The organism is Brevibacillus sp. JB24b (assembly GCF_051713385.1).
GTDB lineage: Bacteria > Bacillota > Bacilli > Brevibacillales > Brevibacillaceae > Brevibacillus_B > Brevibacillus_B laterosporus.
The window spans coordinates 4,387,501-4,412,134 of record NZ_JBNVQV010000001.1 but is presented as its reverse complement, the minus strand read 5'-3'; the positions used below and the strand labels follow the sequence as shown (position 1 = coordinate 4,412,134).

The window sequence follows — 24,634 nt, the reverse complement described above, 5'->3', positions numbered from 1 at the left end:
AGAAGTAGCCTGAGGATGATAAAGATGAGAACTGAACAGCATAACACGAAAGAAAGAATACTGGTAGCAGCAGCCTCACTGTTTTATTCACAGGGGTATGATCGTACCACTGTGCGTCAAATTGCAGAGAAGGCTCAGGTTAATGTAGCATTAATTTCTTACCATTTTCAAGGCAAGCAGGGAGTTTTGGAAAAGCTGATCAGCCACTACTATGATCATTTTTTCAAAATTGTACAGGAACAATGGGAGAAAGAAAAACCACAGGATTCGATGGGGCAGTTAGAAAAAATCGTAAGGTTATTTGTTTTTTATCAACATGAACATGCGTTGGTAACTAGGTTGATTCAGCGGGAGTTAAGTGTGGAATCTATGCTCGCACGAGAAGTAATGACCGTCTATATACATCAATTGAAGCACCGCTTTGCTAGCGTGATAGAAGATGGAATACAGACAGGGGAGTTTCGGAGTGTCAGCGTTGATGCTGTTCTGATGAATCTTTCCAGTATTTTGACCTATCCGTACCTGAATCCACAGATTGTCCGTGAAGTATATTATTTAGAACCGGGTTCTGCTGATTTTTGTGAATGGCTTGTCACCTCAAGCGTTCAACTTTTGCGTTCCCTCTTAGTACATACAGGATTGAATGAGAAACAAGTTGGTAAAGGGGTTGTCCAACCGTGAAAAGAAGGCTGTTGTTGTTATGTCTTGCCGGTACTCTTTGCTTTCACAATGTGGCAATGGCGTCTCCATTTCCTAAGAAGACGAGTGACATTGTACAAGACCAAGCAAAGATTTTTAAAAAAGATGAACGAAAAAATCTTGAAGAATCACTTAAACAAACACCGGGTATTTATAAGGTTGTTGTAGTTGAGAGTACTGAGCCAGAAGCAAAGTCTCCTGATGAGTATGCGCAGAAGCTATTTGCTGAGTATAAATTAGAGGAAGACTCTATGTTGATGGTGTTGGACAAGCAAAAGAAGGATCTGGGTGTGTATGCGGGCCCTAAGCTTGTTCAACAAGGAGCAAAATCCGAGCTATTAAAAGGAAAATTGACAGCTTATTTTGACCCTTGGAAGAACACTGATAAATTTGATCAGGGCATCTCTCAGTTCGCCAAAGAGGTACAGAACGAATTGAGTAAATTGCCAAAGCCTGCGGAAACAGCGACCGCGACTGACGCAGACCCTAACATCGAATCTCAGGAAAATACGCTGTTGAATTGGTTGCCTTGGTGGGTATTTGTCTTGGCAGGAGCCTTGTTTGTAGGACTCCTTTATTTGATGACACTAACGATGCGTCGTCGTACCCTCATGCGTGATATTGATGAACTAGAGGATTGGAAAGATGAATTGCTAGAGAAAATTGAAAAAATAGAAGTGGAAAAAAACAAGCGTCGCGTGTCAGGAGTGACTGAAGAACGTTATGTAGCACTCGCATCACGTAAGGAAAAGTTGCTTGGAACCAGTATTCCCGATATCGAAATGTTGATTATAGAAGCGGATGAAGCTTGTGATCGTTTCCGTTTTAAAGCAGCCAATAGCTTAATTCTTGAAGGCGAATCGATGCTTAATGATATTGAGGATGAACTAGAAGACCTTAAAAATGATACAACCCAAGTGGTACAAGCAAAAAATGAGAATAAGCAAGCCATACCAGAGCTTGAAAAGATGCTAGAACAGGTGGAACGAAAATTATCTGATGTGAGACTTGAATATGGACTTTCCTTCCATGAACTAAAATCGGATCTGGATCGCATTGCCGACATGAAGGCAACAATCAAATCTGCTATTGCTAGTGGAGATAATGTCAAAGCGGCTGAAGTAGCTTTTGAAGCTCATTCAATTTTAAGAGAAACGAGCAACTTATTAGAACAGCTACCCACATATGTAAATCAAGTGCGTACCGAAATGAAGGAAGAATTACATCAGCTTGAACAGGATATCGAGACTGCATTAGGTGGTAAGTATGACCTGAACCAAACGGCTCTTGATGAGGAATTATTGCAGGTAAAACAATTGGTGACCTCTGCTGGAAATGCCTTAGAAGAGGGAAATTTTCACATGTTGCAAACACATGTAAAATCATTCGTCTTAAAGGTGGAATCTATTTATAGCAATCTTGAACAAGCAGTGCTCGGAGAAAAAGGGGAAGAGCCTACGGATCAGGCGCAAGTAGTACAGCTTTCATCTACTTTAACACGTGAGGATACTTTCAAAGAGCTCGCTGATGACCAGCAAGAAGCCACAGTAGAGAATGCAGAGGAAAGTATTCAAGAGTATGCGGAACAGAGTAATGAAGAACAGAGGAAAGAGACAGATCCTTCTGCTATCCAGCCATCTGGGACGGCGGATGCGACTGTAGCATACCGGGAAGCCGCGGCAAGTGACACAGTGACAGTGGAAACACCTGTTGCTAAGAAAAGTGCTCCCCCTTTGCAAAGTGATCTACAAAAGAGCAGTTCCCATGTAAGTGATAGGAAGCGGGAACGAGCGGACGGAGAAGAGCATCACGAGTATGAGTTGGTTATGCCGAAAATCCCTAAACCAATGTCACACGAATCTGAGAAGCTGGTTAAGATTGAGGAAAAACCATTTATTGAAACAGAAGATGATATTTTAGATGAGATGGAGCGCATTTCGGGTGAATTAATTTGTATCCGACAGCGTATTAAGCGTAGCTACTTGCCTGGAGTTCCAGATGATTTGAAAACAAAGTTTGATACAGTTGTCGGTCTATTAGGGCAAATTCAGCTACGAATGGAGAATACTCGATATGACATTCGTGAAGTTGCTTATTACCTTGAAGAGGCTCATGAACAGCTAATGGATACACACTACATGGCTGAAAATACAATTGCGGCTTGCCAATCGGCAGAGGGTGCTATTCAATATACGAATCGCTACCGACGCTTAAATCGTCAAGTAAATGAATTGCTAACGAAATCAGAGCAAGCTTTCCGTCAGTTGTATTTTACCGAAGCGTATCAGTTGGCAGAAGAAGCCCGCTTAATTATTGAGGGAGATCATGATGACGATGCCGGAGGTCGCTGGATGCTACGTAAGAAAAAAAGAGGAGAGCGTTAGCCGATGGTTGATCCTATGCCGTATTTCCTGATAGGAGCAGGTTTAGTAGTTGCTATCCAGCCTAAAACCAAACGCTGGAACCGACGCTTGAGCGCCCACTTTACAGGTAACGAGAAACGAATGAAACAACGAGCGAATACGTTTTATCTATTGGGTGTATCATGTGTGGTAGTGGGATGCTTTTTGTTATTACGTAAATAAATCTACTAGCAAGAGGGATAGATCTTATAAGAGTAGGTTGCTAATCATAAAGGAAGGCACGTCTTTTTTAGGCGTGCTTTTTTGTATTATCTAGACAAAAAAAAGAAGCGTCAATGATCGACGCTTCCAAAGATAAAGATAAAGGGAGTAGAGGTGTGAGAATCAGTAACCAACTACTTTTAGGGGGAGTAGGGTTCTGAGACGCTCTTCTGGGAGGAAGAGCAATTAGTAATATATTCCCCAATAAAATAGATAGTTAAACATGTATTTTTAAAAAATGTATGGTAATCTGCTATTTTTCTATAAGATACATAGTTTTACAGGATAATTAGCTAGTTAAGGTGTATTGAGCCGCATGTAAGCCGGCTACATAGCCAGAAGAAAAGGCAATTGTAATGTTATATCCACCTGTATGTGCATGGACATCAAGCACTTCTCCAGCAAAGAATAGTCCAGTCGCTTTTTTAGACTGCATAGTTCTCGGATCTACTTCCTTAGTATGAATGCCACCACCTGTAATAAAGGCTTCTTCCAGTGACAGAGTTCCAATGATTGTTAACGGGAATGATTTCAGAAGACGAGTGAAATTTTGCCATTTTTGCTTATTGAGATGGCTAAAGGTAGTTTCTTCTTCTAGCTCTGCTTTCTGTAAGAGAACAGGGATAAGTCGTTCGGGCACATAGCCCTTCAATGCATTCTTGATCGTTTTTTTCGGTTGCTCCTCACAAAGCTTCCATGTTTCCTGGGAAATGATGTCGATGGAACGCTCTGGAAACAAATCAATTGTCAATTGGAGAGGAACGATGCCGAATTTACGCTGAGTAACAGATACAAAATGTCCTAACCGTAGGACAGCTGGACCAGATACGCCGAAATGAGTAAAGATCATATCTCCCTCTTGTGTAGTTACCCGTTTTCCTTTTGGATCAGTAAGGGTCAGTTCGACTTCGCGTAAAGAGAGTCCTTGTAATGTTTTTTGTTTAATGATCTCATCGCTTGCTCGCAATGGTACTTCAGTGGGATATAGATCAGTAATGGTATGACCAGCTGCTTTCGCCCACTTATATCCATCCCCAGTCGAGCCTGTTTGCGGTACGGAACAACCACCTGAGGCTACAATAACAGCTTTTGTCTTCAGGATTTCCCCATTTTTTAATTCAACCCCTGTACAAGCATCTTGTTCATACAGGACACGCTCTACCTCTGCATGCAGACGGATGTGAACTCCCTCCTGTTTTAATTGACTAACAAGAGCATTCGCTACGGTAATTGCTTTATCTGTCGTGGGAAACATTCGGCCACGATCTTCCTCTTTTAATGAAACGCCTATCCCTTCAAAAAAGTAGATAATATCTTGATTGTTAAATTGGGCAAAGGCACTGTGCATAAATCGACCGTTTCCAGGAATCTGTTTAATCAGCTCTTCTAAATCTTTAGCATTAGTGACATTACAGCGTCCACCACCTGAAATGATCAGTTTGCGTCCTAGTTTTTCGCCTTTTTCAAGTAAGCAGACACTGGCTCCGTGTTTGGCAGCTGAATAGGCAGCCATAAGTCCCGCGGGGCCGCCACCGATTACAATGCAATCAAATCTTTCTTTCTTCATTAGATGTTCATCCTTTTATTTACTGTATAGGGTAATGTGCACCTTTTTCTCCACCATTACACAAGATGTGATAAGGAGATAGTGACTGGGTAAACTAGACGTAAGTCAGATGAAATATTGCTATTACGTTTCAAAAAGACGATTATTATCTTTTTCTACCATCATTTTTAATACGGGGTACTCCTCAGGCTTCCCTTACTTACATGGTTGCATAACTCTAACAGGTAGTCGATAATGGAAAAGTATACAATTGTCTCTACATAGAATACAACAAAAAAGACTCAGTTTGGGAGGATCAAGGTAATGGCCGATCAATTTCAATTGGATTTATGGGAAAAATTAACAGAAGCGCCTGGTGCTTCGGGATTTGAAGGACCTGTCCGCTCCATTATGAAAGAATATATCTCCTCTTATACAGAAGAAGTCACCTATGATAATATGGGAAGTATTTTTGGAGTGAAGCGTGGGGATGAACAAGGGCCTCGCATTATGGTTGCAGGGCATATGGATGAAGTAGGGTTTATGGTAACCCAAATATCTGATAAAGGTTTTATTTCCTTTCAGCCATTAGGTGGTTGGTGGAGTCAAGTATTATTGGCCCAACGAGTTCAAATTATTACAGAAAACGGTCCGATTATCGGGGTAATTAGTTCCATTCCACCACATGTATTAAGTGAAGATATGCGCAATCGCCCAATGGATATCAAGAAAATGTATGTTGATATTGGTTGTGATTCTAAAGAGGATGTTCTTAAGGTCGGTGTAAAACCAGGACATCCAATCGTACCGATTTGCCCTTTTACTCAAATGGCTGATTCGAAAAAATTCATGGCGAAAGCTTGGGATAACCGTTATGGATGTGCCCTTTCTTTAGAGTTACTAAAAGAATTACATGAAAACCCACAGCATCCTAACGTAATCTATGCCGGTGCTACCGTACAGGAAGAAGTAGGTTTGCGTGGTGCAAAAACAGCCGCTCATATGATTGACCCTGACATGTTTATTGCATTAGATGCTAGTCCAGCTGGTGATATTCCGGGTGTGACAGACGGTATGGGTAAATTAGGTGATGGTCTACTATTACGTATTTTGGATCGTACGATGATTATGCAGCCTGGTCTACGTGATTTGTTAATTGATACATGCGAAGAACTAGGCATCAAATATCAATACTTTATTAGTCAAGGCGGGACTGATGCAGGGGCTGTCCATATGCATGGTAAAGGTGTTCCTTCGGTAGTTATTGGTATTCCGTCTCGTTACATTCATAGTCATGCATCTATCATGCATGAAGATGATTATCAAAATGCGAAAAAGCTATTGTTTGCTCTAGTTAAAAAGTTGGATTGGGCTACGCTGGAGGCTACTCGTCGCCGGTAAGCGTATGCGAAAGGAAGCGTGATTCTTCATGAATGCCATCAAATTTTATCGCCATGCAACGGCTACAGATGCCGTACTGGAATATAATTTTTATGACCATAAATTTGCTCCGACGAATTTAGTGGTACGTAAGGTATTGATGGCTATGCTTCATTCTGTCCAAAATCATCTTACTGATTTAGAGGTGGAGTATAACGACAATATGCTGGTGGAAAAAGTAGGGGGAAATGCAGCGAGAATTCTTAAGCTATTGGGAGCTTCTACTGAAAATGTACAGGATAATTATCGAGGTGAAACGGTTGTAAGCCGAACTTTTACTGCTAAGATGACGCCTGAACGCTTTCAATATTTTTATGAACTAAAGGATGTTGGTGAGCTCTCGCGTTTTGCCCTAAAAGAACAGGCATTAGATCGAATTGTTTCGTATTTTAATCAGTATTTGTTAGTAGTGATTCCTCTTCAGGAGGAAAAGAGTTTCTTTGAACAATTACAGGAAATGCACGTTCCATACCAGGTCCAAGCGATTAATAAGTAGCTGAAGGATGTATTTCATCCCTAAAAAGTTTTTCATGGGCATCCCTTTTTATTCTGTAGGATTTTTACAGGAGAAGAGGGATGCTTTTTTGCTAATAATATGTTGGGTTAAATTTTGTTCGACTACGTATTGATTGCTTGAGAATGTAAAGCATCGGTCTTGAAGTAGGGAAGCATTTTCATCAAGGATAGGGTTTTTCTCACATAAAAAAAGCTTTCCCCTGCCTCAACATTAGGCAAGGGAAAGCCACTTTGTATTACGTGGAAGGACGATCTGGTCCTTCTAGTTTTTTGTCACCAAAGCCTGGACGATCGTCCTGGGTTTTCTTTGGTTGTGAATTGGCCTCACTACGTTCATTGGAGTTATTGGAAAAACGTTTTTTATCCATACTCATCTTCTCATCATTCCTTCCAGAATCTTATTATTCCCAAAACAAAAACTTGTACTCAGGTTTATATTTTTTTTGTTCCTCAAGGATTGCTTCGTGAGCTTCATTTTCTATATGAAACAATAGTGACGAAAACGGTGCTTTATCAATAAGGCTGGCTCCTTGTAACTTATTATCATCAGTTGAAAAATTCATCGTGCACGCTCCTTTTTTGGTTGTAGAGATGGGGAAGAGCCCTTTTTTTTGTGTCGGGCGTTGGCATAGATAGCAAAAGCGGTCAGAATAGCAACAGAAATTAATGTAATAATGCCATACATATACCATGGTCGCATACTTCCTACGCCACCAAGCGACTCAATCATATAGCCACCGACTGCATTACCTATAGCACCGCTAATACCTGTGACTACGTTGCCGATTCCGTAATAGGCTCCTAATAGAGGAGGTTTAGCAAAATGTCCTACTAAACTGTCGAATACTGGGACAGCCAGCATCTCACCAATAATAAACACAACGGCAGCTGCACTAAATGTCCAAAACTGATGAGCAAAACCCATAGCGAATAAGCCAGCACCAAGGAACAAGGTACCACTGACCATTGCCCAATAAGGACTAATTTTTTCTAAGATATAGCGGGCAATAATACCCTGAAATAGAACCACAAAGGTTGAATTAATGGTCCAAATCAAGCCTACTTTGGCACCTGTTCCCATAATATGTTGTCCACGTAACGGAACAACAAGCGGAAATTGAGAATACAATCCCCAGACTAGCAAAGAAACCAAACAGAAAAGCAAAAAGCTACGATGATCCAATAAACGTTTATACTGACTCCATGATAAGGAATCCTTTTTAGTCGTTTCTTGACGGGCTTTCGGTAAGGTAAATAGAAGAAAAAAGGTCAATAAAATATAAACACCTGCTGCGTAAATGAAGACAAGTCGATTCGTACTTAGAGCAAGTAACGTAACCGTAAGACCTCCAATGATAATTCCAATGTTGGCTGCGATGCCCCGCCAGGAAAAAGCCGTTGTTCGATCTTCTTGTTTCACTCCATCAGCTATTTTTGCTTTTATGGCAGGGGCTAATAAACCCATACCACTGCCATTAAGGGCCGAAAATAGCATAAATAACAGAAAGGTTTGGCTTACACTATAGCCAAACATAGCACATGCCTGAATAGCCGCTCCACTTACCATTACAAGTTTACGTGACACACGATCACATAAAAATCCACCAATTAGACTGCCAATTTGGTACATCAAGCTAGCTATAGCTAGAATGAAACCAATTTGACTTGCATGCAAATGCCGGGCCTTTTCCAAAAAAATAGGAAAAATAGGCGTCACTAGAAAGATTGCAATATGCATAAAAAGAGCTGCAACTAACAGAAGGAGAAATGTGCGGTTACCAAGTAAGTGACGGGCAGTCGCCAATGTATTTGTTCCTCCTCTCTCTTCTGATGTCAGACTTAGTATGTGAAAAGAGGGACTCCCTTTATTCGTAGCCCAAAATGTTTGAAAATGGGCAGGTACCTAGAGTCTTTTTTGAAACCGTGACATATCCCTATAAAAAGAGGCGAGTAGGAGGGGAATTTATGAGTAGCATGCTTAAATTGGGTGGTTTTGAGGTTGTCATTGGGATCGCTGTTGTAATTTTTCTTATCTCCATCGTTATTGATGATGGATTTGAATAAATGGAAGAGAGATGCTTGTACGCTCTTTTGTAGGAATAATCATATTTGGCTCTATCCGTGCGTAGGGTAGAGCATACACAAAATTGGTACAAGTATGAAGCAAGGAGCGTGAGATAGTGGCTCAAGTCATTTTAACGTTTTGTGTTGCTTATGGCATCGTGATTGGAGGATCAGTCCTAGGGGGCATGGGGGCTTTTTTTAGCGATCGAGCTCCGTTACTTGTAATGTCAGATCTAGCCATCCAGCTCAAAATTATGGGGCTGGTTGGAGCCCTCGGAGGAACATTTGACTCATTTTTACAAATTGAAAAATTATTTGTAGGAAATGTCTCACCTGTTTTAAAACAGCTCATTTATATTTTTGCAGCGTTTATCGGAGCGCATCTCGGAACTATTTCAATGTTATGGCTGACACAGGGGAGAGGGTCATGACAACAGTACATGAGGAGCAATCACCTAAATTACGTCGATATCTTCGGTATATCAGCTTGTTTATTCTAGGAGCTACCGCAGGAGGAGCTGTATTTCTGTTTTTGTTTACGCAAAGAATGGAAGATTTAATGTTAGAGAACAAAAATTTATATGTATTAAATGATCGTCTCCAAAACGAGATGGATAGTCTTAACGAGTTGCATAAAGTGGCACGAAAAAAGCAGAATGTCGTGATTGAAGATGTTGAAATCACCTTTTTAGGACAACGCCCTAATACCTTTGTAGAAGAAGAATTAAAGCATAGCCTAGAAAAAGATTTAGCCCAATTGAAAAGGAAAAAAGTGGAGCAAGTGGGCGAAATGCATGAACTATTGCATGAATTACTGCAAAAAAAAGAGTACATCATTCAAGGGAAGGTCTTAGAGGTAAATATAAAAACTCTAGTGATTTCGCGAGTTTTGCACTTATACGTAGTGGCTAAAGAACAGCCGAAAACAATTGGATAGCCCATTTTATGGATTGAGAAAAAAATGCAACAAAACCCCAGCTTGTTCGTATATAGTTATAGCAAAATAAAGAATTGTTTTTGGAACGAGGGGGGTTGGGGGATGTCGTTATTTAAAAAAATGATGGCAAGTGTAGGTATTGGAGCAGCTACTGTAGATACACGTCTTTTCAAGGAAACATTGCTTCCTGGTGAGCTAGTAAGAGGCGAGGTTCATATTACAGGAGGAGATATTCAACAGGAGATTGATGAGATTTACATTTATGTTATTACTCATTATGAACGAGAAAGTAATAACAACAAAACAAAGGAAGAATGTATCCTGTTACAACATCGTTTGACAGAACCCTTTACCATTGAACCACAGGAAACAAAAGTTTACCCGTTTACTTTTCAATTACCTCATGCGACGCCTCTTACGATAGGTAGACAGCCAGTCTATTTACGTACAGGCCTAGATATAAAAAATGCAATTGATCCGGGTGATTCGGATTACATTGAAGTAAAACCACATCCTCTGATGGTTAACGTGCTGGAGGCAATCACTACATTAGGCTTTCAGTTATATAAAGTAGATTGTGAATTTAATCGTCGACTTGGTCAGCCTTATCCATTTGTACAAGAATTTGAGTTTCGTCCACAAGGGCAATTCCGTCAATATGTAGATGAATTGGAAGTCATTTTCTTTTTACAGGAAAATGAAATGGAGATCCTTCTAGAGGTTGATAAACGAAAGCGTGGATTTGCAGGAATGTTGGAGGAAGCCTTTGATATGGATGAGCGATATGTGAGATTTCGTTTATCTGAAAATGATCAGAATAGATCAACACAAGAGCTGACAATATGGATTGAGCAGATGATTATGAAAAGCATTGGATAAGATATAGCAGTTGGTAGCTCCTTTTGGGGTATGAGATACAGGATTACTTCATACACTAGTCTTGACCTCATCCCCAAGGAGTAGTGCATGGTATATATGATACGTAAAGGATTAGCAGTGATGATCGGCAGTGGCTTACTTGCACTTGGTGTAAACGGTTTTATTATCCCACATCAATTAATGGATGGCGGTTTGACAGGTATCGCTTTAATAATCAACTATATGGCTGGCTATAAAGTAGGTTTGGTAATTATCGTTACTAGTATTCCAATCTATCTATATGCTTGGTTTACAAAGCGATCTTATTTTTACAATAGTATTAATGGATTATTACTTTCGTCCTTTTTGATTGATGTATTTTCGCCGTTGCAGCATGTTTCTATGTTTACTTCATTTTCCCCATTATCCAGTAGTATTTTGGGGGGCTTATTTATTGGTATGGGTATTGGATTGTTACTTAAATTTAATACAACGACTGATGGATTTGATTTGGTAGCCAAATTTTTATCTGATATAACACGAATTAATATTGGGATTGTGATCTTTGTCTTTGATATTGTCATCCTGTTTATAGGCTCGCAGTTAGCGGATACACCTCATTATTTTTATTCGTTTTTAGCGATTTCGATCGTGTCAGTAGTCACATTTTTGTGGAATCGTCAAGGAATCATACATGTAGAATAACGTGTATTCGTGAGTCAGAAAAGCTTGGCAGATGCCAGGCTTTTTCTAGTTGCATAACCCCAATCTATAATCAAAATTCTGCCCAAATGTAATGCATGTACAAAGTCTGAAAAAATTTTTTTTGAATACGAGGTATCAAGGCACATTTTTCAGACAATACTGTGAGCATGAAACATTTAGAGGAGGAATTTTCCAAATGAATTTGTTAGAAAAAACGAGAAGAATAAATGCTATGTTACAAAAGACGATGGGTGGAAACGGGGTATCTTATCAAGATATTGCTAAATTGCTCTCTGATATCATCAATTCCAATATGTATATCATCACGGCAGATGGTCAGATTTTAGGTAGTGGGTTTGCACAAGAGATTTCGATTCAGGAAACAGGACGTTTTACGAGCTTTTTGCCTGAAAACTATAAGGAAAAATTATTAGAGATTCATTTCTCAGTGGCTAACGAAGCAGTTCACGGTAACTATAGCATGGTTCCTGCTGAGTGGAAAAATCTGTTTCCTCAAATGATGACCACAATTGTACCGATTAATGCTGGTGGCAGTCGATTAGGAACATTAGTATTAACTCGTGCATTTGGTGCTTTTGAGACGGACGATCTTATTTTAGCTGAGATTGGTGCAACTGTAGTTGGAATGAAAATTGTACGTCAGCGTACAGAACAGATTGAAAATGAGGTTCGTGATAAAACATTTGCTAAGATTGCATTGTCTTCTCTATCCTATAGCGAACAAATTGCAATTGAAAAAATTATGGAGCAATTGGATGCAAAAGAAGGCTTGCTGGTAGCTAGCCAACTAGCAGACCAAGCTGGTTTGACCCGCTCGGTGATTGTTAATGCATTACGTAAACTTGCAAGTGCAGGTGTTCTTGAGTCACGTTCTCTCGGTATGAAGGGAACCTATATTAAAGTGCTAAATGATAAATTCCATTCCGAATTGGAAAAATGGAAAACATCATAATCACATAACCCAGTAGTTAACCGTTTCCATGTTCTCCTCCCAGTTGTAAGACATGCCTATTTCCGGCATGTCTTTTTTTTTTTATTTTTTTTAATGTTTCATGTGAAACTTTATTGCACTAAAGAAATGATATTTATGTTTCATTAATACTAAATATTATTACTTATTAAATTTTTTAATGTAAAAAGTCTTATAATTATGATATCTTTTTAAGCAGGAGGTGTACAGCATGAAAGAGCTTTGGAGAACACCATCATTTCGCTGGTTCTGGCTTGGTATCTTTTTATCAGCTGTCGGAAATTCATTCGGATCATTTGGAGTAAGTTGGTATTTATTACATCGAACAGGTTCTGGAGCTATTATGGGTACTTCTATCTTGTCCTATTATGTACCGGCTCTACTATCTGGGTTAATAGCTGGCGTTTTATTGGACCGCATTGATCGAAGGAAACTGATTATTTTTGATAATGTGGTAAGAGGCTGCTTATATGGTTTGCTTGTTTTCTTGCTGTCTTTACCAACCGTGCCTGTCGCAACGATTTATATCATCATGGCCTTAGCAGGTATGCTTTCACCATTAAGCAGTACTGGACAGCAAGCTATGTTACCGAATCTTATCAAGGATAAAGAACTACTAATTAAAGCAAATAGTGTAATGAGTGCTCAATGGCAGATTGTTTGGCTTTTTGGACCTATGCTAGCTGGTTTGGCGGTTACGTTAATCGGGCCTGCCAACGTAATTATTATTGATTCGATTAGTTTTTTTTTATGTGCAGCATGTTTTTTACGAGTTTCCTATACATATAAGCCAAACTCTAACATACCGAGTCAGACAAAAAGAGAAGCATTACTGAATTTTTGGCAAGACCTTGTGGTAGGTTATCGATATATTGGAACGCATTCGATGTTACTTTCTCTTTTGTTCTTTAGTTTATTTTTTAATATGGGATATGCACCGGTAGAATTATTACCAGTATACATACAGCAAATGTGGGGGATTGGAAAAGAGGCTTATCAAGGGTATATGCTTACAGCGATGGCTATTGGATCATTGTGTGGCTCAATGTTATTTATCGCTAAGAATTGGAAGTATCCGATTGGAGTGACTGTAGGGGCGATTATTTGCTTGTGGGGATTGGTTACATTCCCTCTAGGCTTTACTCAGCGTATGGAGGTTGCTGTTGTGTGTTTCTTTGCTGCGGGGATTGTTTTTGCTCCATTTAACGTATTAGTTTCAACCTATATTCAAAAACAGGTGCCGAATGAGATTTTGGGACGAGTGCTAACTGCTAATCGTTCCATTACAGGATTTGGTCTACCTGTTGGAAGTTTCTTATCCGGCCTCCTGGCTTCTTCATTAGGAATGGATCGTATCTTTGTCTATTGTGCAGCGCTATGTATTTTGGTTGGAATGATAGCGATAGTAAGATTGCGAGCTTTGCAGTAATTAATTGATTATTTGCGATTTAACAAGGGTGCAACTCGTCTCATGATGAAATCTGGTAATAAAGGATAAATGAGCGACAGTAGGTGGAGACGCTTTGGTAGAGCAACTTCAAAGCGTTTCTGTTTTGTTGCTTTTATAATCGCTTTTGCAGTCCTTTCAGGAGATAGCAGGTAGCCACTTACTTTTTCTTTATAAGTACCAGTATTGTCCGCATACATGAGAAATGGCGTATCAATAGGACCAGGTAAGGCACAGGTGACTGAGATTCGAGTAGCAGCAAGCTCATGTCGAAGTGATTCACTGAATCTTATTACAGCGGCTTTTGTGGCAGCATATACAGCAGTTTTAGCAGAAGCAACACGCCCCGCTAGAGAAGCAATATTTACAATCCTAGCTTCTGATTGAGTGAGCATCATAGGTAGGAAGGCACGAGTCATATATAATGTACCCAATAAATTTGATTCAATGGTCTGGTGAATTTCTTCCAAGGAGTGATCTAAAAAGGGCTTAAATAAAGCAGAACCCGCGTTATTAATGAGAATATCGCATCGACCAAACCGGATTTTTACCCAAGCAGAAAAAGCTCTTACTGCTTCATTGTCGGAAAGATCAAGTTTATAGATATGGAGAACAGGAGGGCGGTTCCATTCACGCTGGATCCTTTTTAGTTTCATGTGATCTCTACTTGTAATAACCACATGGTACCCCTCACGAATATATTCCTTGGCCAGTGCCATCCCAAGTCCACCGGTACCTCCTGTAACAATTACTACTGGTTTACTCATAATGCTAACCATTCACCTCCTATAAACATCCTACCATTAACGCTATTCCATGTAAAAAAAACCTGAAAGGAATGGTTATAAAAGTCCCCATATGGGTGCAGTATAGCCATAGGAGGTGACCAATATGCCAGTAGTAAAATGTAGTGTAGCGAGCTGTACGTACTGGGGACAAGGAAATAATTGTAATGCCGAAGCCATTATGGTGGACATTGATCCTCATGCAAACAAACAATACGATGCTGAATTTGCAGACGAGATCGGTTATGATACCGAGCATCGTGATTATGCAACAACGTCTCGTGAAACCTGTTGTCATACGTTTAAACCAAAGGCGTAATCGCTTCCTAAGTTGAAATGTTTTCCAAGTTAAGAAATCAAAAGTAACGTTTTCAAGGGAATAACAATTTCAGTGTGTAACGACAGATAAAAAGACGTAACCACTCATAAGGTTACGTCAGACTGTCGGGAAACCTATTTATTTTCCTTAAACAGTATATGGTTATACTGGATGGACGAAGTGCTATAAAGAAAGATCGTTCTCTACCTTAGCTACTCTTAGTAAGGTGAAGAGCGATCTTTTTTATCGCGGATTTACTAAATCGGTTCTGACAAATCTATTGTTCTTAAACATGTGGAATAATTACTTTTGACGATTTTTAGATCAGGTATATTTATGTAACACAGGGTAATGTAGGGTATTTAATTATACGTGATCATTCCACTTCAAGCATTTACCAAGTTGCAAGCCTTCAATGAGTAACCCAATGTAATAGATTCGCCAATGTATGACTCCATCTATCTGATATTTATGAAACACCGACAATGAACTAAAAGAATTGCCGGTGTTTGAAAAAGTGATAAGGAGTTAGGTTACTATAAATTCTACAATGACCGGTGTACCAGGATCGAGTGCGTCGCCACCTGGAATTGTGATTGCTGTAATCGTAACAGAAGAAGTATCAGCTGTCTGAAGTACGCCATTGATATAAAGATTGTAGTAAGAAAATGATGCTGGAAATGCTGTCGCAGCTGCACCAGCGTCATTAGTGAAAACTGTTGCCGCGATCGCAAATGTAGCACCAGTGCCTGTACCTCCTCCTGCAGTAGACGTAAATCTCCTACCGGCAATAAAGGGTTTTGTAATAGCCATTTTATATGCACCTCCTCTCGATTATAGTAAATGTAAATACTTGGATAAAAGTGAGGGCAGATCAATTGATTAATATGAATCATCTTTTATAGAATTACCTGAACCGTAAATTGAACAATTTCTACAATGATTGGACTTCCTAAAAAAATAGTGTTTCCTTTTGGATTAATTGTAAGAGCATTCGCACTTATTACATATAGGCTACCTTCTTGCAATATCCCGTTGATGTACAGATTGTTATAGCTATTTTGTCCGAGGCCTATAAATTCTGTTATAAAGTTACCTAAATCGTTAGTAAATTGAGTAGCGGGGATAACTGCAGGGATAGACAGCTGGATATCTGAACTTGCAATAAAAAAATATCTATCAACAGTTGGTAAAATGCTGATGGTGCCGATAGGCCCGGTAGGCCCTTGAGGCCCGGTAGCGCCTTGAGCACCAGTAGCGCCTTGCGTTCCAGTAGCGCCTTGAGGCCCGGTAGCACCTTGAGCACCAGTAGCGCCTTGTGTTCCAGTGGCGCCTTGAGGCCCGGTAGCGCCTTGCGTTCCAGTGGTGCCTTGAGGTCCAGTATTGCCTTGAGGCCCGGTAGCGCCTTGCGTTCCAGTGGCGCCTTGAGGCCCGGTAGCGCCTTGCGTTCCAGTGGCGCCTTGAGGCCCGGTAGCGCCTTGCGTTCCAGTGGCGCCTTGAGGTCCAGTATTGCCTTGAGGCCCGGTAGCGCCTTGCGTTCCAGTGGCGCCTTGAGGCCCGGTAGCGCCTTGCGTTCCAGTGGCGCCTTGAGGCCCGGTAGCGCCTTGCGTTCCAGTGGCGCCTTGAGGCCCGGTAGCGCCTTGCGTTCCAGTGGCGCCTTGAGGCCCGGTAGCGCCTTGCGTTCCAGTGGCGCCTTGAGCACCAGTAGCGCCTTGCGTTCCAGTGGCGCCTTGAACACCAGTAGCGCCTTGAGATCCGGTAGTGCCTTGAGGTCCGGTAACACCTTGAGGCCCGGTAGCGCCTTGAGCACCAGTAGGTCCCTTAGGCCCAGTAGCACCTCTAGCTCCGGGCGGCCCTTGAGGCCCAGTAGCCCCTTGAGGACAGCAAATTACTACTTTTGAAGGTCGACATGTTACACAGACTTTGATTTTCTTGCATTTTTTTCTCTTTGAAGAACAAGTTCTATCTTTACATTTACGTTTTCTTCTTCGATCATGATCTGCCAATTAAACCACCCCCCTAATATTTACACTATTATGTATGCTACGTTTTTTACCTATTAGGGAGTTGGACTTTCAACTAATAACTGGTAGGTTTAAATCTATTTTTTTGTATAATAGGCTAAATTAGGTGATGAATATCCCTTTATATGGAAATGCTAGTTGAGCATAATAGAGCAATATGCCCTTATGGAGGAGAAAAGGGATTGCTAACTAAGGAAATGGACTGATTTACTATATATCGCCCTTGTATGGATACGTTGTTTCGCTTTACATGCCCGAAGGATGAATGTAAAGGTAACGGACGCCTTTTTGAAAACAATATCCTTCGTTACGAGTTTTTGGAAAGCTGTAATTTAAACTTTTTTAAAATGAGTCGGTATATGGTGAGTAAGCCTTTTTATGTAAAAAATATTATTTGTACCTTTCATTTCAACTATAATCATCATCTGCAATGTATTTGTAGAAGGCAATGGTAATTCTTCTGCGGTTATTACACGCTATTCTGTACGAAAATCATTACTACTGAGGCGTCCATTTTAACGATCAGGAATAAAGATATTTATCAGTCAAAAACAAATCGGGTACAAATTCGTATGGATTATATATCGTTTAGTGTAGATGGGACCAGATCAACGACTATTCGTCTAGTCAAGAATGCCACTTTAGGAGGCACTCCAGTCTTTACTGATATTTCTATTGATACAAGCGTCATGGAATTCGATACGGACGCACAACTGTTTCAGACGGGAGAACTGTACTTTTGATTGGCCTTGGAAGGATTGATTCAGGAGAACTCGTTTTGGGAGAAATAGACATTGAGTTGAGTCCAGGTGACAGTTTGACAGTCTCAGCAGTGTCTACAGCTTTCTAGGAAGTGAGCATAGCCGTATCATGGCAAGAAATGTTTTAGTGTTAGAGATAGACGAGTTGTTATTTTCATATCAGGATGAAGATACTTTATAGCATACAAGTATTTTCTAGCTCATTTCAGACGAAGAATTACCTGACAAATAAAATTAATAGGAAAAATTTAATAAACATAAACAGCAAAGGCAAAATACAGCTAATATACTAAGTTGGTTGTCCATTACAAAACTATTGAGGTTTGTATATTATAAATCAAGGAAATTCGAAAGAGGTTCCCGTATATTGAAAAGGGGTGAAGAAAAATGGCTATTACCAAACCCTTCGTTACATCCAGAAGATTTGTGTCCACAGCAGGAGCTGGTACAGGTACAGGTGCGGCATTTGCGATTGCAGCTACAGCTTTTACCGATGACGCTGGTGCAGCTGCTACAGCATTTCCAACATTTACTTATTACAATCTTTATATTAATGGTGTGCTTCAGTTGGCTAATACCTCGACTGCCAGCACCACTGGAATTGGTATTCCTGGAGGTAACGTTCTCGATTCAGGGGTACCTATTATCGTTGTTTTTGTAATAACCTAGTTCTGTAACTTTTCTCAAAAGCTGACTTTTGGAAGTATATTGGATATCTCAATAAAAATACTACCGTAGCAAATTGTAATTATATCTATATTATAATAGATTAACGCGGTAATTTATAAAAGTAATGTAATATAAAAAAGGTCGCCGAAAACTTCTCGACAACCTGACGTACCCTCTTATTTAAGGTTACGTCTTTTTTGTTTAGTACTTCTTGACTAAATTATTTTCATTCTCTTCACTTACAAGGCTTGTTTTTCTAAAGTCGAGGTATGCTCCATTTCTAGACGGGTAATGAAGGAATTAGCTTCATCCCAGTTCGTAATACGATGGACTAGTGATGGAAGCTCTCCTTGATTATAAGGTGTGTCAAACAATAGCACAGGAATTCCAAGCTCACTAGATAATTGCAAGGCATTTTCTAATCGATCTTCCATAAATAGATCAATGCTCCATGTTTTTGCAGCACGAACTTTGTCATGAGAGCCTACCAAATCTATATGATGATAAGGGATATGATGTTTAGCAAACCAAGCTTTGGTTACCTGCATATCATCTAAAGCTCTAGCACTGATATAAATGAGTTCATGGGTCAAGTACCAGTTTTGCAAAATTTCGGAGGCGTTACCATGTAGAAGAGAATGCGAGTAAACCTCTTGGCTATTTTGTAAAAGCCAGGTAGTAAACTCTTCATCCGTGATTTCATATACATTCGCTAAATTATATTCAAAGCAATCTTGTAGTGTTAAATTTTTGCCAAAGGTTCGATTTAAAAATGGGACAATACTGCCCGGATCGGTAACTGTACCGTCAATATCAATACCAATTCTTAGTGATTTATTGTTTGTCATCTTCTCGCCTCCTGATTAAATTGTACACCGAAGACAGAGAATAAGGCTACTTCCTTCATTTCATCCTGATTAAAAAGGGGTTGGAGCACAGCATGGGTAACGATCAGAAACGACGTTTACGTGGTGAGCAGAAGGAAGCGAGGACTGCTCAAAACCGCATGGATAAAATTGATACCAAGTCGTATGATACGGAGCTAGCCCAGGATTCATGGATGCGAGCTTCGTTGAAGCCAGGCGCTACTCAATCGCAGGGGGATGTTGAATATAATCCTCTGACGCAGACGGAGCGCTATTCAGGCGATCAATATCAATCTACACAAGCGGTGGCGAAATCTTCTCAGGGCGATAATAATGATTCAATGTCTTATCGAAATGATGTCTCCACGGAAACGGCTGCGGAAATCGCTGAGCCATACCGTCCGACACGGTTACGGAATGGTGATGATTCTAGCTTGCGAGAAGCTAGACAAGCAGAAGATAAAGATGGCAATTTAGTTCAGGGAAGCGGAATAGGAATGGTGGGGTTAGGTTCTTCCATCTTGTCCTTGTTCCTGTTACCTTATGTTCTAGGGCCATTGGGAATTGTGCTAGGATTCCTTGCTTACCGTCGTGAGGCAAAATCAATGGGGACATGGGCAATGGTTATAGGGGCTCTTGCATTTGTAGGAGCACTCTTAATCTATCCTTATTACGCTGCCCGATAGATCATTATTATCGACCAATTGGCAAAGCGGGGGCTGTCTTGTAGGTATTTGAACCTGCAAAGTCAGCCCCTTCTTTATGTTGAACAAAACTAGCAGTTGTTTCTTGCTTTTATGTACAAGTAGGGAATCGGAGAAACCGTCCACTTGTAAAAGCGACAACTACTGGTGAAATTCTTCCTTCTCATTAAAAATGGTAAAAGAAGATTTCACAAAAAATTGGCCAGACCCAGCAAATGCGATATCGCCGGCGGAGGCAGTAGCTATCTATTTGAAACACCAACCGCTCACTCTCAAATACGTAGAAAGTATCACGAAAGTCCCCATCCCTACATGGGGTGAGGACTTATTATCAGCGATACAAAACTGATTCAAACGGTGTAAGGGCAGCGATCACCGCTTCTTTAAAGACATGAGCCCGAGTTATTTTACCATCTGTAAAAAGTCCGTAGGCCCCCTCTTTATGGTTACTGTTCATAGTCCCTGATAAGCTATCAATCACTTCGCGTAATTCTCTACCCGACGTTTTCATATTCTCTCCTATATGGTTGGGGATGGGAAAAGCAAGCCCTTTACCTATATGTAATGCTTCCCCGTTCCAAGCGGCACAGATGGAGATGAGATACCACTGTTTTGTATAGATGGCATCAAACGTCAGACCACCTTCTAATCCCAAGCCTATCTCAGCATCAGGAACTGCCTCAAGGGCTTGTTTCGCTCTCGCAATAGCTCCTCTAATCGTCTCATCCTCTGATAAAGGCTGCTCCGATACTCCAGAAGGTACACTGACACACTGAGGCTGAATGCCAGTAGCTAAAAAGATGGCTTTCTGTTTAGCCTGATTATGACTTCCTAAAGCAAGCTGCTTACCCAATAGTTTTCACTCCCACTTTTTGTTTCTTGATTATTATATCAGGTTGAAAGTGTATCTATTTCAAGCGCAAGAAAGCTTGTCTAACAGATTTTTTAGTATCAAACAAAGTAAGCTGTTAAGAAGAAATCATGAAATACATGGCCTGTGATACAATGAGGAAAAATCTCGGAATGGTGGGAGTCGGGCATGAAGTTTACTAAAATGCATGGGATAGGCAATGATTACGTATATGTCAATTGTTTTGAAGAGTCTCTTACGAATGTAGATTTGCCGGAACTTTCACGTAGAGTAAGCCAGCAACACTTCGGCATCGGATCAGACGGTTTAATTCTGATCATGCCTTCAAAAATAGCAGATTTTCGGATGAGAGTATTTAATAATGACGGTAGCGAGGCCCGCAATTGTGGCAATGGACTACGCTGTGTCAGTAAATATGTTTTTGACCATGGCTTAACGAGTGAGACATCCTTTACCATTGAAACAAATGGGGGCATTGTTACACCAGTTGTACATGTGGGTGTGAATGGAAAAGTGGAAAAGGTGACAGTTGATATGGGAAAACCACGTTTATTGCGAGGACAAATCCCTATGGCAGGGAATCCTGACACCGAAGCGATTGGTGAGCAAGTACAAGTCAATGGTCGAACCTTTACTTTCACAGCTGTCTCTATGGGAAATCCTCATGTGGTAATTCTGACGGATAAAATTTCCGAAGAAGAAGTAACGACCTATGGACCATTATTGGAAAAGCATGCTTTATTTCCTGAGAGAGCGAACATTGAATTTATTTCAATGAATTCGCCTTCTGATATTAGCTTTCGGGTATGGGAGCGTGGCTCTGGAGTAACACTTGCTTGCGGAACTGGAGCATGTGCTGCATTGGTAGCCGCTGTTTTAGAAGGGAAAGCAGAGCGGATGGCAACGATTCATTTGCTAGGGGGCGATTTGCAGATTGAGTGGCGTGAAGACGATCAGCATGTATACATGACAGGTGCAGCTACCGAAGTATTTGCAGGTGAGTATTTTGGAACATTGCCGTTGCTAGAACAGTAGAATTCTTTTCAAAGAAAGGAAGACAAAAAAGTGGTTATTTCCTCGTAGAGTGAATAACCACTTTTCCTATATAGCTTAATGATGAGGCATATGCGAATTTCTATGTTCATCTTTAGTTGTATACCTCTGTTAAGACATCGTGGGAGGTTTCATCATCAATATAGAATGCTTTGGATTGTTCCGCCTTTTCAACCTCTTGTTTTAGCCGCTGTAACTCATCCTCCATTTGTTTGATCTTTTCCATGACTGTCATAATAATATCCCCTTCCTTCTGAATTTATTGATAATTCTAACAAGTATAAAGAAGAGTGTAAAGTGGTGATATTCGTTGAAAACGCTTGCAACTATGACTTAAATGTGAACGAGCGCTTGATAGGTTCATTCAACTGATGGTTAGGATAATACAAGAAGTCATTTCTTATACCAGAGGATGAATAGAGACCTACAGCAATTACCAAGCCAAAGTAAAGAAGTACAGCATGAAGGTAGTTGTAAAAACAAACAATATGGTATGATGTAAGACAGTTCGACCCAGATTTGAATTGTAGGAAGGGTGTCTTTGCCGTGATTTACCTGGATAATAGTGCCACGACCCAACCCCATCCGCAGGTGATTGACACCATGAAGCGGACTATGGAAGCTTACTATGGGAATCCTTCTTCCTTGCATCGTTTGGGAGTAGAAGCAGAGAATGTTTTAAAACAGGCTCGTCAAATTGCTGCCCACGCTTTGCAAAAGAAACCAACTGAGATTTTCTTCACTTCCGGTGGCACGGAAAGTAACAATACAGCAATTAAAGGTGTAGCCATGCGCTATCGTGAGCGTGGTCGCCATATTATTACCAGTCAAGTAGAGCATGCTTCTGTATTGGATGTTTGTAAACAGCTAGAGGAATTTGGTTATGATGTAACTTATCTCCCTGTTAATAAGGAAGGAAGAGTTTCCCTAGAAGATGTGAAACAGGCTATGCGATCCGATACGATCCTTGTTTCTATTATGCATGTTAATAATGAGTTAGGGACTATCCAACCGATTAATCAGATTGGTACATATCTGAAGCTGTTCCCGAAAGTTATCTTTCATGTCGATGCGGTACAAAGCTTTGGTAAGGTACCTCTTCGAATAAATGAATGGGGAGTTGATTTGCTAAGCTTGTCTGCTCACAAATTTCATGGTCCCCGTGGTGTTGGTATCCTTGTAAAGCGTGAAAATATGTTGATTGAGCCTTTATTAAAAGGTGGAGGTCAGGAAAGTGGGCTTCGTTCTGGTACGGAAAATATGCCAGGAATTGCAGGAATGGCAAAAGCCATGCGCTTAATCGAAGAGACCGCTAATCAAGATATTCCACGATTGAAAGAGATGCAACAACGTTTGAGAGAAGGAATTCAACAGATTCCTGGATGTATCATTAATTCACCTGAAATAGAAGCGGCACCTCATATCATAAATATTTCTGTACAAGGGATGAAAGCAGAAGTTTTGTTACATGCCCTAGAAGGGGAAGGGTTCTGTGTGTCTACTCGCTCTGCTTGTTCAGCTAAGTCAGATGAGCCAAGCCCAGTATTGGTAGCAACAGGAATGAGCCGCGAACAGGCCAAATCTTCTTTGCGAATAAGTCTAAGTAAGCAAAATACAATGGATGACGTGGAGCAATTTTTAGTAGCGCTGCTAACATGCAAAAATCGCATTTTACCATATACAAAAGTGTAGAGGATGACAACAATGAACTATGATGTAATTTTGATTCGCTATGGCGAATTAGCACTAAAAGGACGTAATCGTGATCAATTTGAAGATACGTTGATGAGAAATGTCCGTAATGTATTGGAGGTTCACTCTTCAGTGGAGGTATATCGTCGCTACGGACGGATGTACGTTCAACTGAATGGAGAGAATGCATATGAGGTTATGGAGAAGCTACAAGCAGTGTTTGGAATTACTTCCATAAGCCCAACGATTCAGGTAGAACAAACAGAAGAAGCTATTAAAGAAGGAACGCTTCGTTTGGTTCAGTCTCTGACACCGGTTCCGCGTACCTTCCGTGTAGATACACGCAGAGCTGATAAACGTTATCCAATGGCTTCGATGGATGTGAATCGTATGGTGGGGACTCATCTGCTACGAAATATAGAAGGGCTAAAAGTGGATCTTCACCAACCAGAAGCTTCTGTGAGGATTGAGATCCGTACGGAAGGGACCTTTATTAGTAGTGAAACCCTACCATGTGCTGGTGGATTACCTGTAGGCGCTAGTGGAAAGGTCTTGCTTTTATTGTCAGGTGGTATTGATAGCCCTGTAGCTGGCTGGATGACAATGAAACGTGGTGTAAGATTAGAAGCGATTCATTTTCATAGCTACCCGTATACTAGCGAACGAGCTTTAGAAAAAGTGAAGGATTTAGCCCAAAAGCTAACCAAATGGGGTGGCTCCGTTCGCCTACATACGGTACCGTTCACAGTCATTCAAGAGGCAATTCGTGAACATTGTCCGGAAGAGTACAACATTACAATTATGCGCCGTTTTATGATGCGTATTGCTGAAAAAGTTGCTCAAAAACGGAAGGCTCTAGCACTTGCTACGGGGGAAAGCTTGGGACAAGTAGCTTCTCAGACCCTAGAGAGCATGTATACGATTAATCATGTAGTCAAAATCCCAATCTTACGTCCGTTAGTTGCAATGGATAAGTCAGAGATTACGGAAATTGCTCGCAACATTGACACGTTTGATCTCTCTATTTTGCCATACGAGGATTGCTGCACGATCTTCACTCCAA

The 24,634-nt window shown here is 40.6% G+C and carries 28 protein-coding genes (1 of these 28 cut by a window edge); 18 read left to right on the top strand and 10 right to left on the bottom strand.

Annotated elements, in window-relative coordinates:
* Positions 1-24: 24 nt before the first annotated feature.
* From refZ to ACQV1I_RS20635, 3 genes are read left to right on the top strand one after another with little or no spacing between them, the layout of a single operon-like run.
* Positions 25-681, top strand: coding sequence for a forespore capture DNA-binding protein RefZ (gene refZ, locus ACQV1I_RS20645; RefSeq protein ID WP_094700731.1), 657 nt, complete (start codon positions 25-27; stop codon positions 679-681).
* Entirely contained in the window at positions 678-3,083 is a 2,406-nt protein-coding gene (locus ACQV1I_RS20640) for a septation ring formation regulator EzrA (protein ID WP_116334715.1), read from the top strand. Before refZ ends, ACQV1I_RS20640 begins: the two co-directional genes overlap by 4 nt.
* A 3-nt stretch (positions 3,084-3,086) precedes the next feature.
* The gene (locus ACQV1I_RS20635) at positions 3,087-3,284 is read left to right on the top strand and encodes a hypothetical protein (RefSeq protein ID WP_116334716.1); all 198 of its coding nucleotides are present in this window, start codon (positions 3,087-3,089) and stop codon (positions 3,282-3,284) included.
* A gap of 328 nt (positions 3,285-3,612) precedes the next feature.
* Here ACQV1I_RS20635 and ACQV1I_RS20630 read toward each other — a convergent pair whose 3' ends face one another.
* Positions 3,613-4,890, bottom strand: coding sequence for an NAD(P)/FAD-dependent oxidoreductase (locus ACQV1I_RS20630; RefSeq protein WP_116334717.1), 1,278 nt, complete (start codon positions 4,888-4,890; stop codon positions 3,613-3,615).
* Between the two features lie 303 nt (positions 4,891-5,193).
* Here ACQV1I_RS20630 and ACQV1I_RS20625 point away from each other — a divergent pair, with 303 nt between their 5' ends.
* Together ACQV1I_RS20625 and ACQV1I_RS20620 are read left to right on the top strand one after the other, a co-directional pair.
* On the top strand, positions 5,194-6,270 hold the full coding sequence (locus ACQV1I_RS20625; protein WP_116334718.1) for a M42 family metallopeptidase: 1,077 nt from the start codon (positions 5,194-5,196) through the stop codon (positions 6,268-6,270).
* A gap of 28 nt (positions 6,271-6,298) precedes the next feature.
* The gene (locus tag ACQV1I_RS20620) at positions 6,299-6,805 is read left to right on the top strand and encodes a hypothetical protein (protein ID WP_116334719.1); all 507 of its coding nucleotides are present in this window, start codon (positions 6,299-6,301) and stop codon (positions 6,803-6,805) included.
* Between the two features lie 256 nt (positions 6,806-7,061).
* Here ACQV1I_RS20620 and ACQV1I_RS20615 read toward each other — a convergent pair whose 3' ends face one another.
* The 3 genes from ACQV1I_RS20615 to ACQV1I_RS20605 are packed head-to-tail and all read right to left on the bottom strand — an operon-like array spanning position 7,062 to position 8,629.
* The gene (locus tag ACQV1I_RS20615) at positions 7,062-7,199 is read right to left on the bottom strand and encodes a hypothetical protein (protein WP_201747425.1); all 138 of its coding nucleotides are present in this window, start codon (positions 7,197-7,199) and stop codon (positions 7,062-7,064) included.
* Positions 7,200-7,226: 27 nt separating this feature from the next.
* Positions 7,227-7,388, bottom strand: coding sequence for a hypothetical protein (locus ACQV1I_RS20610; protein ID WP_181022784.1), 162 nt, complete (start codon positions 7,386-7,388; stop codon positions 7,227-7,229).
* On the bottom strand, positions 7,385-8,629 hold the full coding sequence (locus tag ACQV1I_RS20605; RefSeq protein ID WP_116334720.1) for an MFS transporter: 1,245 nt from the start codon (positions 8,627-8,629) through the stop codon (positions 7,385-7,387). Before ACQV1I_RS20605 ends, ACQV1I_RS20610 begins: the two co-directional genes overlap by 4 nt.
* A 376-nt stretch (positions 8,630-9,005) precedes the next feature.
* On the opposite strand from ACQV1I_RS20605, the gene ACQV1I_RS20600 reads away from it, so the two are divergent.
* The 6 genes from ACQV1I_RS20600 (at position 9,006) to ACQV1I_RS20575 (ending at position 13,809) form a co-directional block, all read left to right on the top strand.
* Positions 9,006-9,320 carry a YtrH family sporulation protein gene (locus ACQV1I_RS20600; RefSeq protein ID WP_018672748.1) on the top strand — a complete coding sequence of 105 codons (315 nt, stop codon included), beginning with the start codon at positions 9,006-9,008 and terminating at the stop codon, positions 9,318-9,320.
* Positions 9,317-9,826 (top strand): hypothetical protein, encoded by a 510-nt coding sequence (locus tag ACQV1I_RS20595; protein WP_018672749.1) that lies wholly within the window; start codon positions 9,317-9,319, stop codon positions 9,824-9,826. Before ACQV1I_RS20600 ends, ACQV1I_RS20595 begins: the two co-directional genes overlap by 4 nt.
* 102 nt (positions 9,827-9,928) lie before the next feature.
* Complete coding sequence (locus ACQV1I_RS20590) at positions 9,929-10,705, top strand: sporulation protein (RefSeq protein WP_018672750.1); 777 nt, start codon at positions 9,929-9,931, stop codon at positions 10,703-10,705.
* Between the two features lie 87 nt (positions 10,706-10,792).
* Complete coding sequence (locus tag ACQV1I_RS20585) at positions 10,793-11,389, top strand: YitT family protein (RefSeq protein ID WP_116334722.1); 597 nt, start codon at positions 10,793-10,795, stop codon at positions 11,387-11,389.
* A gap of 196 nt (positions 11,390-11,585) precedes the next feature.
* Positions 11,586-12,362 carry a GTP-sensing pleiotropic transcriptional regulator CodY gene (codY, locus tag ACQV1I_RS20580; protein ID WP_018672752.1) on the top strand — a complete coding sequence of 259 codons (777 nt, stop codon included), beginning with the start codon at positions 11,586-11,588 and terminating at the stop codon, positions 12,360-12,362.
* A gap of 229 nt (positions 12,363-12,591) precedes the next feature.
* Positions 12,592-13,809 (top strand): MFS transporter, encoded by a 1,218-nt coding sequence (locus tag ACQV1I_RS20575; RefSeq protein WP_094700725.1) that lies wholly within the window; start codon positions 12,592-12,594, stop codon positions 13,807-13,809.
* A gap of 8 nt (positions 13,810-13,817) precedes the next feature.
* Here ACQV1I_RS20575 and ACQV1I_RS20570 read toward each other — a convergent pair whose 3' ends face one another.
* Positions 13,818-14,594: an SDR family NAD(P)-dependent oxidoreductase gene (locus ACQV1I_RS20570; protein WP_094700808.1), complete on the bottom strand. Its 777-nt coding sequence runs from the start codon at positions 14,592-14,594 to the stop codon at positions 13,818-13,820.
* A gap of 124 nt (positions 14,595-14,718) precedes the next feature.
* Here ACQV1I_RS20570 and ACQV1I_RS20565 point away from each other — a divergent pair, with 124 nt between their 5' ends.
* The gene (locus ACQV1I_RS20565) at positions 14,719-14,931 is read left to right on the top strand and encodes a DUF1540 domain-containing protein (RefSeq protein ID WP_018672755.1); all 213 of its coding nucleotides are present in this window, start codon (positions 14,719-14,721) and stop codon (positions 14,929-14,931) included.
* A gap of 528 nt (positions 14,932-15,459) precedes the next feature.
* Here the strand turns inward: ACQV1I_RS20565 and ACQV1I_RS20560 are convergent.
* Together ACQV1I_RS20560 and ACQV1I_RS20555 are read right to left on the bottom strand one after the other, a co-directional pair.
* Complete coding sequence (locus ACQV1I_RS20560) at positions 15,460-15,744, bottom strand: DUF4183 domain-containing protein (RefSeq protein WP_094700724.1); 285 nt, start codon at positions 15,742-15,744, stop codon at positions 15,460-15,462.
* Between the two features lie 86 nt (positions 15,745-15,830).
* Positions 15,831-16,937, bottom strand: coding sequence for a DUF4183 domain-containing protein (locus tag ACQV1I_RS20555; protein ID WP_438769728.1), 1,107 nt, complete (start codon positions 16,935-16,937; stop codon positions 15,831-15,833).
* 590 nt (positions 16,938-17,527) lie between these two features.
* Here ACQV1I_RS20555 and ACQV1I_RS20550 point away from each other — a divergent pair.
* Both ACQV1I_RS20550 and ACQV1I_RS20545 read left to right on the top strand, forming a co-directional pair.
* The gene (locus ACQV1I_RS20550) at positions 17,528-17,698 is read left to right on the top strand and encodes a hypothetical protein (protein WP_161555174.1); all 171 of its coding nucleotides are present in this window, start codon (positions 17,528-17,530) and stop codon (positions 17,696-17,698) included.
* A 405-nt stretch (positions 17,699-18,103) separates the two neighbouring features.
* Positions 18,104-18,385 (top strand): DUF4183 domain-containing protein, encoded by a 282-nt coding sequence (locus tag ACQV1I_RS20545; protein ID WP_116335427.1) that lies wholly within the window; start codon positions 18,104-18,106, stop codon positions 18,383-18,385.
* Positions 18,386-18,624: 239 nt separating this feature from the next.
* On the opposite strand, the gene ACQV1I_RS20540 is transcribed toward ACQV1I_RS20545, so the two are convergent.
* A complete protein-coding gene (locus tag ACQV1I_RS20540; protein WP_018672759.1) occupies positions 18,625-19,233 on the bottom strand; it encodes a hypothetical protein in 609 nt (202 codons plus the stop codon).
* Between the two features lie 92 nt (positions 19,234-19,325).
* Between ACQV1I_RS20540 and ACQV1I_RS20535 the strand changes: the two genes are divergently transcribed.
* Positions 19,326-19,937 carry a hypothetical protein gene (locus ACQV1I_RS20535; RefSeq protein ID WP_116335426.1) on the top strand — a complete coding sequence of 204 codons (612 nt, stop codon included), beginning with the start codon at positions 19,326-19,328 and terminating at the stop codon, positions 19,935-19,937.
* A gap of 349 nt (positions 19,938-20,286) precedes the next feature.
* On the opposite strand, the gene ACQV1I_RS20530 is transcribed toward ACQV1I_RS20535, so the two are convergent.
* Positions 20,287-20,808 carry a DUF84 family protein gene (locus tag ACQV1I_RS20530; protein ID WP_116335425.1) on the bottom strand — a complete coding sequence of 174 codons (522 nt, stop codon included), beginning with the start codon at positions 20,806-20,808 and terminating at the stop codon, positions 20,287-20,289.
* A gap of 186 nt (positions 20,809-20,994) precedes the next feature.
* On the opposite strand from ACQV1I_RS20530, the gene dapF reads away from it, so the two are divergent.
* Positions 20,995-21,861: a diaminopimelate epimerase gene (gene dapF / locus ACQV1I_RS20525; RefSeq protein ID WP_116335424.1), complete on the top strand. Its 867-nt coding sequence runs from the start codon at positions 20,995-20,997 to the stop codon at positions 21,859-21,861.
* Between the two features lie 112 nt (positions 21,862-21,973).
* On the opposite strand, the gene ACQV1I_RS20520 is transcribed toward dapF, so the two are convergent.
* Complete coding sequence (locus tag ACQV1I_RS20520; protein WP_018672763.1) at positions 21,974-22,114, bottom strand: hypothetical protein; 141 nt, start codon at positions 22,112-22,114, stop codon at positions 21,974-21,976.
* 311 nt (positions 22,115-22,425) lie between these two features.
* Between ACQV1I_RS20520 and ACQV1I_RS20515 the strand changes: the two genes are divergently transcribed.
* Together ACQV1I_RS20515 and thiI are read left to right on the top strand one after the other, a co-directional pair.
* Entirely contained in the window at positions 22,426-23,571 is a 1,146-nt protein-coding gene (locus tag ACQV1I_RS20515; RefSeq protein ID WP_201747458.1) for a cysteine desulfurase family protein, read from the top strand.
* A 12-nt stretch (positions 23,572-23,583) separates the two neighbouring features.
* On the top strand, positions 23,584-24,634 hold the 5' portion of the coding sequence (gene thiI, locus ACQV1I_RS20510; RefSeq protein WP_094702724.1) for a tRNA uracil 4-sulfurtransferase ThiI. It continues 149 nt past the right edge of the window; only the first 1,051 of its 1,200 coding nucleotides appear in the window; the start codon lies at positions 23,584-23,586; the stop codon falls past the right edge of the window.